Source organism: Arthrobacter sp. PM3 (genome assembly GCF_003352915.1).
Lineage (GTDB): Bacteria > Actinomycetota > Actinomycetes > Actinomycetales > Micrococcaceae > Arthrobacter.
The window spans coordinates 3,813,040-3,824,114 of record NZ_CP022314.1; the positions used below are offsets into that span (position 1 = coordinate 3,813,040).

An 11,075-nucleotide genomic window follows, 5' to 3' on the forward strand; every position below is an offset into this window, starting at 1 on the left:
GCAGCCCGGACCCCGCCCACTCCGCCGTCATCGCCCGCGTCAAATTCCGCAGCCCGCCCTTCGCCGCCACATACGGGGCAATCGTGGGCCGGGCCAGATCCGCCTGCACCGAACAAATATTGATGATCTTCCCGTGCCCCCGCCCGATCATGTGCCGGGCCGCTTCCCGGCCCACCAGGAACGCGCTCGTCAGGTCCGTCGCGATCACCCGCTCCCAGTCCGCGACATCCAGCTCCAGCATCGGCACCCGGTGCTGGATCCCGGCATTGTTCACCAGCACCTCCAGCGGCCCCACGTGCTCCTCGACCCACGCCACGCCCCGGGCCGCCTCGGACGCGTCCGTGACATCAAACGCGCACCCGTGCACCCGCCCCGGCGGGTAATCCGCGGCCATCAACGCCTCCGCAGCCTTCAACCGCTCCGCATCCACACCGTTCAGCACCACCGTCGCCCCCGCATCCGCCAGGGCCCGCGCCAACGCATTCCCGATCCCCCGGCTCGACCCCGTCACCAACGCCACCCGGCCCGACAAGTCAAAAAGTCCACTCATAATTCGCTGATCCTCAATTGGTCGTAACTGTTGTGTTGTCGCTGAGATTCGAGATTGTTTGCCGCACGACGGCGAGGTCCCGGTCCCCCAGGCCCTGGCGCTTAAGCTCCGCATAGAGCCCGACGCCGGCCCGGGCCATCGGGGCCGCCGCACCGGCCGCCGCGGCGCTTTCGAGCACGAAGGACAGGTCCTTGTGCATGAATTTGGCCGGCCCGGTGGGCTCGTAGTCCCTGGCGGCGAGCCGGGGCCCCACGATGTCCAGGACCCGGCTTCCCGCCAGGCCGCCGGCCAGCACCTCGTAGAGGGCGGCGACGTCCATGCCGGAGCGTTCGGCGAGCTCGGCGGCCTCGGCGAGCGCCGCCGTCGTGGTTCCCACGATGAGCTGGTTGCACGCTTTGGCCAGCGAGCCCGACCCCAGCGGCCCCAGCCGCCGCACGGTGGTGCCCATCGCCTCGAAGAGCGGCAGGAGCCGGACGAACTCGGCCTCGCCGGCGCCGGCCATGATGGCGAGCGTCCCGTCCTGCGCGCCTTGGGTGCCGCCGCTGACTGGAGCATCGACGACGACGGCGTTGCCGCCGCTGGCCGCCGCGACCCGTGCGCCGAAGTCCTTGACTGCCGTCGGCGAGACGCTGCTCATGATGACCACAACGGTTCCCGGCGCCGGCGGCTCGGACGCCCACCGGGCCAGGAGCCCGGCGCTTGCGTCTTCGATGTAGGACAGGTCCGGGAGCATGAAAATAATGACCGGCATATCCCGGAGCTCGTCCACCGCGGCCGCGCGGGAGCCGCCGCGGGCTTCGAAGTCGTCCAGCGCCTGCGGTGACCGGTTCCAGGCCCTGACGGCCCAGCCGGCGCCCAGGAGGTTCGCCGCCATCGGCGCCCCCATCAGCCCGAGTCCGACAAACCCGGCTTCCCTGCGGTCCAGCTCCATGATGCCTCACTCCGTCGTGGTTAATCCTACAAATTTGTTCAGTATCCTAGCCTGCATTCAGTATGATGAACACTATGACGACCAAAACCACCGTCGCGATCGCCGTCCCGCTCGAAGTCGAGCTGGTGGACCGGATCCGCGCCGTCGACCCGTCCGTGACTGTCCTCTACGACCCCGAGCTCCTCCCGCCGGAACGCTTTCCCGCAGACCACGCCGGGGATCCGGCGTTCCGCCGGACGCCCGAGCAGGAGGAGCGCTACTGGGACATGCTCAACAAGGCCCAGGTCCTGTACGGGTTCCCCAACGAGAACCCGGCGGGCCTGGCCAGGATCGCCGGGAGCAACCCGCGGCTGGAGTGGATCCACGCCATGGCCGCCGGTGCCGGCGGCGCGGTCAAGGCCTCCGGCCTGGACACCGCGACGCTGCAGAAGTTCAAAGTCACTACCTCCGCCGGGGTGCATGCCCTCCCGCTGGCCGAGTTCGCCGCACTCGGCATCCTGAACGGCTTCAAGCGCAGCGCGGAACTGGCGCAGGACCAGGCGGCCAAGGTCTGGCCCGAGCTGCGCACCCCCACCCGGCTGGTCAACGGCTCCCGCCTGGTGGTAACCGGGCTGGGCGAGATCGGGCTCGAAACGGCCCGGATCGCCCGGGCGCTGGGCATGCGCGTCAGCGGGACCAAGCGGACCGTGGAGCCGATCGACGGCATCGAGGAAGTCACGGACAACGAGGGCCTGGCCGGCCTGCTGGCCTCGGCGGACGCCGTCGTCAACACCCTGCCGGGCACGCCCTACACGGAGAAGCTCTTCGGCCGCGGCGCCTTCGCCGCGATGAAGCCGGGCACGGTCTTCGTCAACGTGGGCCGCGGCACCGTGGTGGACGAGGACGCACTGCTTGAAGCCCTCGGCAACGGACAGGTCTCGTACGCCTGCCTCGATGTCTTCGCCGTGGAGCCGCTGCCGCAGGACAGCCCGCTGTGGACCCACCCCAGGGTCATGGTGTCCCCGCACACCTCGGCCCTCAGCGCCGCCGAGAACCGGCTGATCGCCGAGCGCTTCTGCAGCAACCTGCGCACCTACCTCGACGGCGGCGACCTCCCCCACCTCGTGGATCCGGTCCACTTCTACTAAGCCTTTCCCGTACAACAGCGCCAGGGCGGCTCCACACCTTGCACGAGGTGCGGGGCCGCCCTTCGCGTTGGCGTGCGGCCCCCGCCCCGCGACGCGTCTCCCACCATGCGACGCGCACCGCAAAAGGCCGGGGCCCCTCCCTCACGGAAGGGGCCCCGGCCTTTGGCTTGCGGGCCACGCGGTGCGCGGGTGCGGCTTAGCGCGCATCCTCCGTCAGGACGAGGTCGCGCCCTGCCGTTTCCGGCGTGAAGAACGTGGTGATGAAGGAGATCAGCGCCAACACGAGCGAGTAGACGGCCAGCACCAGCCAGGAATGGTCCATGGCCGCCAGCAGGGCGGCACCCACCAGCGGGACCAGCCCGCCGGCCAGCACGGCGGAGAGCTCACGGCTCATGGCCACTCCGGTGAAGCGGTACTGCGAGCCGAACAACTCCGGCAGGAGCGGGCACTGGGGGCCGAGCATGGACTGGACGCCGAGGGCGATGCCCACCACCATGACGGTCCACACGAGGGCGACGTTGCCCAGCGTCACGAGGTAGAAGGCGGGCAGCGCGATGACAGCCTGGAACAGGGCGCCGTAGCGGTAGACGGGCACACGGCCGAAGCGGTCGGACAGGGCACCGAACGTGATCACCAGGACGGCGGCGAACCCGGCGGCGATGAGCAGGCCCACCGGTCCGATGAACTTGTCACCGGGGAAGACGCCGTCCTTGGCCGCCAGGAACGCGATCAGCAGGGCGGAGTAGATCGAGGAATTGCCGTTCTCGCCCATCCGCAGGCCGATGCCGATCAGCACGTTCTTCTTCGAGTGCTTCCACAGCTGGCCGATCGGGTTCTTGACCACATTCTTGTGCTTCTCCAGTTCCTGGAACACGGGCGTTTCCTTCAGCCGCAGCCGGATGAAGATGGCCACGACAACCAGGAGCACGCTGGCCAGGAAGGGCACGCGCCACAGCCAGCCTTCCAGGACGGACTTGTCCGCCATGGCGATGAGCGCGAAGGTTCCGGCGCCCAGGAGGGTGCCCAGCTGGATGCCCACAAACGGCAGCGAGGCGAAGAAACCGCGACGGCGGCGCGGTGCAACCTCGGAAATCAACGTGGTGGCACCGGCCTGTTCGGCGCCGGCACCCAGTCCCTGGAGGATGCGCAGCGTCACCAGGAGCACGGCGCCGAGCATGCCTGCCTGCTCGTAGGTCGGCAGCAGTCCGATGGCAAAGCTGGCGGTTCCCATCAGGCCGATGGTGAGGATGAGGACCATCTTCCGGCCGAACCGGTCCCCGATGTGGCCAAAGACCATGCCGCCGAACGGCCGTGCCGCGAAGCCCACACCGTAGGTCGCGAATGAGGCGATCAGCGCGCCGTCGTCACCGAGCGGCTTGAAGAACAGCGGACCGAAAATCAGGGCCGAAGCCAGGCCGTAGATGTAAAAGTCGTAGTACTCCAGTGCGGAGCCCACAGAGCTGGCAAGCGTTGCCCGTCGCAGCTGTTCCGGATCGACGACGGCGCCGTCCGCTTCAGCGAGCTGTGTATTAGTACTAGTTGTCACAAGCACTCCCTCAAGAACACTCCAGACCCCCGTTGGCCTGGTGGGGTGTGAGCAACTCCCAAGGAGTCGATCACCATGCTGAACAGCGTACAGCATGGTGATCGACTCGCCAATGAGTAATCGGATTTATTCCGTCCCCCGGGTAGCTAGCCCATGGGATTGCCCAGGGACCGGGCGAGGTCCTGAAGTTCCTTGACCATCATGGCGCCCTGCTCCTCGGAGTAGGTCGCCTTCAGCGCGGTGACCGAAAGGCCGAGGCTGGGGCCGTGGGCGCCGCGCGTCGGCACGGCCACGGCCAGGCACACGACGCCGGTCGTGGACTCCTCGTCCTCGAACGCGTAGCCGCGCTCCCGGATGACTTCCAGCTGGGCTTTGAGCTCGGCGCCGGTCCGCAGCGATTTGGGCGTCAGGACCGGAAGTTCAGCGTCGTCGGGGAACATTTCGTCGATGTCGTGGTCGTGCAGCCGGGCAATGAGGGCCTTGCCGACGGCGCACAGGGACACCGGCATCTTGTCGCCGATGTTGGACGTCAGCCGGACGGCCGGGTGGCCTTCGTAGCGGGCCAGGTAGATGACGTTGGTCCCGTCCAGCATCGCGATGCGGACTGTCTCGCCGGACAGCGTCGGGGCCTGTTCGCAGAACCGGTAGAACTCCTGGACCTCGTCAAGGCGGCTGAGGTACGCCGCGCCGAGCTCCACCAGTTTGCGCCCGAGGGTGAATTCGGCACCCTGGCGGTGGATCAGCCGGGCTTCCTCGAGTGCGAGGAGGAGGTTGGACGTCGAGGACTTCGGGATCCCCAGTTCCCGGGCCAGGTCGCTGAGCGTCAGGCGCCCGGTCGCGGACGCGGCCAGCGCTTCCAGCACGGCCGCGGCGCGGGTGACTGCCGGCGCGGGCGATGCGCTCCCCAAGCCGTCGGAAGTTCGGGAAACTCGGGAATCGGCCATGATTCTCCTTCAGGTATTGCGCGCAGGTCACCACGCCACTCATTCGCATGCCGTCCAGTCAGCTGAACACCAACCATCATAATGTCTGGCGGCAGGCTGTGGGGCTGTCAGGCTCCGGCCGCCACGGGATTCGTCAGCTCGCCGATGCCGGCAATGTGGCAGCTGACGGTGTCTCCGGGAAGGATCGCGGCGGACTGGGCCGGGAATCCCGTCAGGACGAGGTCGCCGGGGTGCAGCGTCATGAAGGAGGTCAGGTAGGCAAGGATCTCCGCCACCGTCCAGCCGAGATCAGCGGAGCTGGCCGGCGTGAGCTCCACCCCGTTGTGCCTGATGCCGATCCGCAGATCGCCGGCCGCCAGATCAGTGACGATCCAGGGGCCCGCCGGGGTGAACGTGTCCTGGCTCTTGGCACTGATCCAGAGTTCGTCGGTGGCCTGCAGGTCCCTGGCGGAGACGTCGTTTCCGATCGTGTAACCGAGGATCACGGCGCCGGCAGTGTCCGGCGTCAGCCCGCGGGCTCTGCTCCCGACGACGACCGTCAGTTCCGCCTCCGGCTCAACCCGGCCCATGCCGGCGCGGAGTTCAATGGCGTCGCCCGGGCCCACCACGCTGGTGGCCGCCTTGTGGAAGGCCTGCGGCGGGAGGTCACGGCCGGCGCGGCCGGTGTTGTGCGCCATGCCCAGGACATTGGCCGGAACGCACGGCGCCAGGAATGTGAAGGACGCCTGGTCGACGCTCGCGCCGGGTTCCCAGCCGCTGCGGTGCCGGCTGCCCGCGTTGGCTGCGGAACCGGGAAAGGGCGAACCGGTCACCGTCCAGACTTTGCCTGCGTCACTGCCGAAGTCCGGTGCATCGTTGGCGACGAAGAAGAATTCGTCCGCGGCAGCGGCGGGGAGGGGGCGGACTCTGGCGATTCTGCGGGGGTGCGTGGCGGTCATGGACTCATCCTAGGTGGCCCGTTTCCGGGCCCGCGGTTAGGCCATCGAATAGGCTATTTCAGGCACGCCGAAACACTTCCGACATGTTTCACATTTCCAAATGTTCACGGTATATTCATTGCAAGCCTTCCACCGCGGCATCCCCCAATAGTCGCGGTGGAAGGCTTTTCCAATGCCGTTTCCAATGCCGTTTCCACTGGCCCGCCGCAGTCAGGCGGCGTCCGCTACCGCCTCCCGCAGCCGCCAGCCGCCGCCAAGGCCGTCCCGGATCAGTTCCATCGTGGTCAGTGCCGATCCGCGGTTGCGGCCAAGCCGTGCCTGAACCTGCCAGACCTCGACATCCACCCGGCTCAGGCCTTTTGGCATCCGGCGCTCGGCCTCCCACCAGCTGACCCGCTCGAACCAGCGGACCGGCTCGGCCCCGATCAGCCATTCCCTGCCCCCTCGGACCACGGCCAGGGGCCGCCCGTCCGGGCATGTTCTCACCATTATGTGCTCCATGCCCGTCACACTAGGGCGGACCCCGGACATTGTCGGGGGGCGCCGTCCTCAGCCGGCGGCGTGGACCGCCACGACCCGGGGCTGGCGCAGCCGGATGAAGACGTCGGCCGGCTGGGCGTTCTTTCCCCGCAGCGTGACGGCCGAGATGCTGACGCCGTCCGGAAGCAGGACGCTCTGGCGTACGATGCCGCTGGCGTTCTTGGACCACGCCTGACGGCTCAGGCCAAACCTGCTGCTCCTGCTGAGGCCGAGCTTCTCCGGGTCAATGCCGTCCGCCCCGTGAAGGTCATAGGTCACCATGGCGAAGCCGCCGCGGAGCCTGCTGGCTGATTCGAACTCGAACTCGAACTCCACCAGGCCGCCGTCGACCCCGGCGTCCAGGGGGAAAGTCAGCTCCGTTTCTTCCGTAAGGCGCAATGGTTCGGCCCCCGGCGCGGAGAGTTCGTGCGGCACCAGCTCGCCGCGGATGATGTCATCGATCAGGGTCGGCCACTTGTCGGCGGCAATGTCCGCTGCCCGTACGCCAGGGAGCCTGTCGAGCCGGGCCAGCGACTCGGCCACTCGTTCGTGCGGAGACTCATTCAGCGTCGAGTCCTGGTCGCTGTGCCGGACCTGGAAGAACATGTGCTCGGTGGATTCCAGGATGGTCGGCATCACCTTGTCCACTCCGTGGTGCGGGCCCGGCGTCTTGATCTCGAGCCGGCCCTTGCCGGGATCGAAGGCCGACACGAACGCCATGCCCTGGGCGGACTTCGGGTGGTAGAACTCCCGAAGATTCATCAGTTCGCGCTCACCCTTGTATGCCGTCAGGCCGAGCCCGAAGGAGATTGCCATCCCCGTGTGGTTCGTGGTCCGGTAGGTTTCAAGGCGTGCCAGGTAGTCGGCGGCTAGCACGTCGTCGTCGTCGAGGCGGAACCACACCACCGGTTGCACGCCGTCAGCGGCGTCGAACTTGGCGGCAAGATCCTCCTCGATCAGCGGCAGCACCTCTTCGATGCCGGTCCCCCGGACTACTTCATTCCACTCGACCGGCACCAGGAACGGGTACTGGGCCGCGGCCGCGAACAACAGTTCCTGGTGGCGCTTCGGGAGATGCTCGGAGTACATGACGTAGTGCTTGTAGTCATGGTCCTCCGCCATTGCGGCGAGGGCCGGCACGGACTTGGTGAAGAACATCTCGGCGCGCAGGTTGAGCCGCTTCTCCGAAAACAGGTAGCCCATGTAGTCCGCCGGGGTTCCGAAGACTCCGCCGCGCGACGTCTTCCATGAATGCGAGCCGGGCGAGAAAAGGCTGTACCGCGTAACGCCGTAGAACACGTAGATCCCCCAAGGTGTGACGAGTGAACAAATCACCTAAGAATACCCGGCCCCGCGCCTGAACGACACGCCAGCCGGCGTCCGCGTGGCACAAGAAAACCCCGCTGCCAAGGACCCTGGGGTCGTTGGCAACGGGGTTTGTCGTGGTGGGTCCTACCGGGATCGAACCGATGACATCCACGGTGTAAACGTGGCGCTCTACCAGCTGAGCTAAAGACCCAAAACGGCGGTTTCCGCGCTTCAGCGCGTCAACCAACGAACAGTTACTGTACCGGACGAGGGGGGCCCGCGCCAATCGAAGCAGCGTACCGGGCGCCGCCGGCGCAACACTTAAGAGTTTGCGCGGTCAGAGTTCGGGCAGTTCAGCGGCGAGCCAGCTCAGGGCGCCGCTGACGCCGGCGTCGAGCTTGATCGTGGCCAGGTCATCCCCGCGGGTGGCTCCCCTGTTGATGATGACCACGGCCTTGCCCTGCTTCGCGGCGTGCCGGACAAAACGCAGCCCGCTCATCACGGTCAGGGACGAGCCGGCAACCAGCAGCGCTTCGGCGGCGTCGACCATGGCGTAGGAGCGCTCAACCCGGTCCTTGGGCACGTTTTCGCCGAAGTAGACAAAGTCCGGCTTCAGCGTGCCGCTGCAGGCGGGGCAGCGGGCCACGATGAAGGACTCGATCAGCTTCGAGTCCTCGACCGTGGCGTCGGCATCGGGCGCCATCTCAACGGCCCCGGCGGCGCGGGCACGTTCCAGGAAACCCGGGTTGAGTTCGTCCAGGACCCCGGCGAGGAGCTGGCGGCTGAACCGCCGGTGGCAGTCCAGGCACACCACCTGGTCGAACCTGCCGTGCAGGTCCACCACGTTGAGGCTGCCGGCGTCTTCGTGCAGCCGGTCCACGTTCTGGGTGATGAGGCCGGTCAGGAGCCCGCGGCGTTCCAGCCGGGCCACCGCGGCGTGGCCCGCGTTGGGGTCTGCCCGGCGCAGGTGCGACCAGCCGATATGATTGCGTGCCCAGTACCGCTGCCGGTTTTCCGCCGCGCCGATGAATTCCTGGTAGGTCATGGGGGCCCGCGGGGCGGCTCCGGGCCCGCGGTAGTCCGGGATGCCGGAATCGGTGCTCAGGCCGGCGCCGGTCAGCACGGCGAACCGCGCGCCTGCCAGGACACGGTGGATATCCTGCAGCGCCTCAAGCTCGCTGCGCTGTACGTCCGCGGGCGTCCCGGCCGCGGTGACCGGCGGGAGGCTGGCAAAACCAGTCATCCCGATCCCCGGCCGCCGCTGCCTCACCGGTTCAGTTCCTGCCCAGCCCCGCGAGGGCGGACCGGTATGCGGCAAAATCCCTGGCCTGTCCGCGCGGATTCACCACGACGTAACGGACAATTCCTGCCGCGTCGATGATGAATGTGCCGCGCAGCGCCATGCCGCTGTCCGCGTCGAAGACGCCGTAGGCCGAGGCCACGGCGCCGTGCGGCCAGAAATCGGCCAAAAGATCGAAGTCGTAGCCTTCCTTTTCGGCGTAGGCGCGCTGGGCGAACTTGCTGTCCACCGACACGGCCAGCACCGCGGCGTCAGCATCTTCAAAGAGCGCCAGGTTGTCCCGGATTTCACACAGTTCCCCGGTGCAGATGCCGGAGAATGCGAAGGGATAGAAGACAACCGCCACGTTGCGGCCACGGAAGTCGGACAGGCGCACCGGTTCGCCGAACTGGTTGACGAGCTCGAAGTCGGGTGCGGGCTCGCCGACGCCGGGAACGTCGCCGGGCGCAGGTACCACCTCGCCGGCCGGGAAAGCGGCGTCGTGCCGGATTGCTTGGGTCACTTGTTCTTCCGCGTGACCAACCGGGTGGCGCTCCAGTCCTTCGAGACGCCGGCCGAGGTGGTGTAATGCAGGCCCGCAGTGGGTGCGGCATCCTGGATGTCTGCCGGCGAAACGTAGCCGACCCGTCCGGACTTGGGCGTCAGGACCCACACCACGCCGCCCTCGGTGAGGGTGGTCAGCGAGTCGACCAGGGTGTCAACGAGGTCTCCGTCACCGGCACGCCACCACAGGATGGCTGCGTCGACGACCTCGTGGTCGTCCTCGTCAAGGAGCTCGGAGCCCGTGAGATCTTCGATGTCGTCACGCAAGTCGAAGTCGACGTCGTCGTCATAACCGAATTCCTGAATCAGGTCCCCGTCTTTGAAACCCAGTTTCTCCGCCACATTTACCGAAGTGGCGGCGTCGGCCTCGCTCACGTGCTGCTCCTATGTTTTGTGAATTGCTTCATGTCTCAATGTTCATGTCTCAATGGACAAGTGATTTCCATTACTCCCAGCCAACACCCTTTGGGCCCTCGCTTCAAGCTGTTGGCCCCGCGATCCGCCATATTCTGCGTCACACAGGTCGTTCCGGCGGCCGTCAGGCGGCGCCCCGTCACACAACCAGTATGCCCGCGAAATACGTCGGGGGCTCCAGGCGGCGGCTACGCATCCGTCTGCCCGCACGGTTAGAGTGGCTGATGACGACTACGCCCGGACGGGCAACCGCCCCGCCGGTACAGGCGGGCGTAGCCGTGATTGGACCTTGCCCGGCGCATACGACCGGGCTGATGTAACCGATATGTCGCACACGTCGCGTTCACGCCAGGCAGCTACCCTGCCCGGAGCTGAGGGTGCCGATAGATGCGCTCAAAGAGAGGTTGGACGTGGCTGCAGGAGAAGATACCTCCCATATCCTCAGCGGGTTGACTAACCAGCTGCCTGATCGTGATCCGGAAGAGACCGCCGAGTGGCTGGAGTCCCTGGACGCGTTGATTCAGGAACAGGGCACGGAGCGTGCCCAGTACATCATGCGCAGCCTGCTTCAGCGGGCCGGGGCGCAGAGCGTGGGTGTTCCGATGGTCACCACGACCGATTATGTGAACACGATCCCGGTGGACCAGGAGGCCCCGTTCCCCGGGGACGAGGAGATCGAGCGGAAGTACCGGGCGTGGCTGCGGTGGAACGCGGCGGTCATGGTGCACCGGGCGCAGCGGGCGGACATCGGGGTCGGCGGGCACATCTCGACCTATGCCGGGGCCGCGACCTTGTACGAGGTGGGGTTCAACCACTTCTTCCGCGGCAAGGACCACCCCTCCGGCGGGGACCAGGTGTTCTTCCAGGGCCACGCCTCCCCCGGGATGTACGCCCGGGCGTTCATGGAGGGCCGTTTGTCCGAGGAGGACCTGGACGGGTTCCGGCAGGAGAAGTC

At 67.2% G+C, this 11,075-nt stretch carries 11 protein-coding genes, 1 tRNA gene and 1 pseudogene; 2 read left to right on the forward strand and 11 right to left on the reverse strand.

The window, feature by feature from the left end:
• On the reverse strand, positions 1–550 hold a 550-nt coding region (locus CFN17_RS17390), incomplete at its 3' end, for an SDR family NAD(P)-dependent oxidoreductase (protein ID WP_208748963.1).
• Between the two features lie 13 nt (positions 551–563).
• Positions 564–1,481, reverse strand: coding sequence for an NAD(P)-dependent oxidoreductase (locus CFN17_RS17395; protein WP_208748964.1), 918 nt, complete (start codon positions 1,479–1,481; stop codon positions 564–566).
• Positions 1,482–1,543: 62 nt separating this feature from the next.
• Between CFN17_RS17395 and CFN17_RS17400 the strand changes: the two genes are divergently transcribed.
• A complete protein-coding gene (locus tag CFN17_RS17400; protein WP_208748965.1) occupies positions 1,544–2,608 on the forward strand; it encodes a D-2-hydroxyacid dehydrogenase in 1,065 nt (354 codons plus the stop codon).
• A 196-nt stretch (positions 2,609–2,804) separates the two neighbouring features.
• Here CFN17_RS17400 and CFN17_RS17405 read toward each other — a convergent pair whose 3' ends face one another.
• The 9 genes from CFN17_RS17405 to CFN17_RS17445 form a co-directional block, all read right to left on the reverse strand.
• Positions 2,805–4,154, reverse strand: coding sequence for an MFS transporter (locus CFN17_RS17405; protein ID WP_208748966.1), 1,350 nt, complete (start codon positions 4,152–4,154; stop codon positions 2,805–2,807).
• A 146-nt stretch (positions 4,155–4,300) separates the two neighbouring features.
• A complete protein-coding gene (locus CFN17_RS17410; protein WP_208748967.1) occupies positions 4,301–5,098 on the reverse strand; it encodes an IclR family transcriptional regulator in 798 nt (265 codons plus the stop codon).
• Between the two features lie 107 nt (positions 5,099–5,205).
• Positions 5,206–6,036, reverse strand: a complete 831-nt coding sequence (locus CFN17_RS17415; protein ID WP_208748968.1) for a fumarylacetoacetate hydrolase family protein — start codon at positions 6,034–6,036, stop codon at positions 5,206–5,208.
• Positions 6,037–6,246: 210 nt separating this feature from the next.
• On the reverse strand, positions 6,247–6,525 hold the full coding sequence (locus tag CFN17_RS17420; protein ID WP_261792255.1) for a hypothetical protein: 279 nt from the start codon (positions 6,523–6,525) through the stop codon (positions 6,247–6,249).
• Between the two features lie 60 nt (positions 6,526–6,585).
• A complete protein-coding gene (locus tag CFN17_RS17425; protein ID WP_208748970.1) occupies positions 6,586–7,890 on the reverse strand; it encodes a glycosyltransferase in 1,305 nt (434 codons plus the stop codon).
• 108 nt (positions 7,891–7,998) lie between these two features.
• Positions 7,999–8,074, reverse strand: a tRNA-Val gene (locus CFN17_RS17430).
• A 126-nt stretch (positions 8,075–8,200) separates the two neighbouring features.
• Positions 8,201–9,106 (reverse strand): NAD-dependent protein deacetylase, encoded by a 906-nt coding sequence (locus CFN17_RS17435; protein ID WP_395925495.1) that lies wholly within the window; start codon positions 9,104–9,106, stop codon positions 8,201–8,203.
• 31 nt (positions 9,107–9,137) lie between these two features.
• The gene (locus CFN17_RS17440; RefSeq protein WP_261792484.1) at positions 9,138–9,620 is read right to left on the reverse strand and encodes a peroxiredoxin; all 483 of its coding nucleotides are present in this window, start codon (positions 9,618–9,620) and stop codon (positions 9,138–9,140) included.
• A 41-nt stretch (positions 9,621–9,661) separates the two neighbouring features.
• The gene (locus CFN17_RS17445; protein WP_091256835.1) at positions 9,662–10,081 is read right to left on the reverse strand and encodes a DUF3052 domain-containing protein; all 420 of its coding nucleotides are present in this window, start codon (positions 10,079–10,081) and stop codon (positions 9,662–9,664) included.
• 449 nt (positions 10,082–10,530) lie between these two features.
• Between CFN17_RS17445 and CFN17_RS17450 the strand changes: the two are divergent.
• Positions 10,531–11,075, forward strand: a pseudogene (locus CFN17_RS17450) (pyruvate dehydrogenase (acetyl-transferring), homodimeric type); the annotation flags it as partial.

Bases quoted from the DNA above. Each gene is read 5' to 3' on its own strand.
- CFN17_RS17415 (WP_208748968.1), bottom strand. From the start codon at position 6,036: ATGACCGCCACGCACCCCCGCAGAATCGCCAGAGTCCGCCCCCTCCCC.
- CFN17_RS17420 (WP_261792255.1), bottom strand. From the start codon at position 6,525: ATGGTGAGAACATGCCCGGACGGGCGGCCCCTGGCCGTGGTCCGAGGG.
- CFN17_RS17395 (WP_208748964.1), bottom strand. From the start codon at position 1,481: ATGGAGCTGGACCGCAGGGAAGCCGGGTTTGTCGGACTCGGGCTGATG.
- CFN17_RS17410 (WP_208748967.1), bottom strand. From the start codon at position 5,098: ATGGCCGATTCCCGAGTTTCCCGAACTTCCGACGGCTTGGGGAGCGCA.
- CFN17_RS17435 (WP_395925495.1), bottom strand. From the start codon at position 9,106: ATGACTGGTTTTGCCAGCCTCCCGCCGGTCACCGCGGCCGGGACGCCC.
- CFN17_RS17400 (WP_208748965.1), top strand. From the start codon at position 1,544: ATGATGAACACTATGACGACCAAAACCACCGTCGCGATCGCCGTCCCG.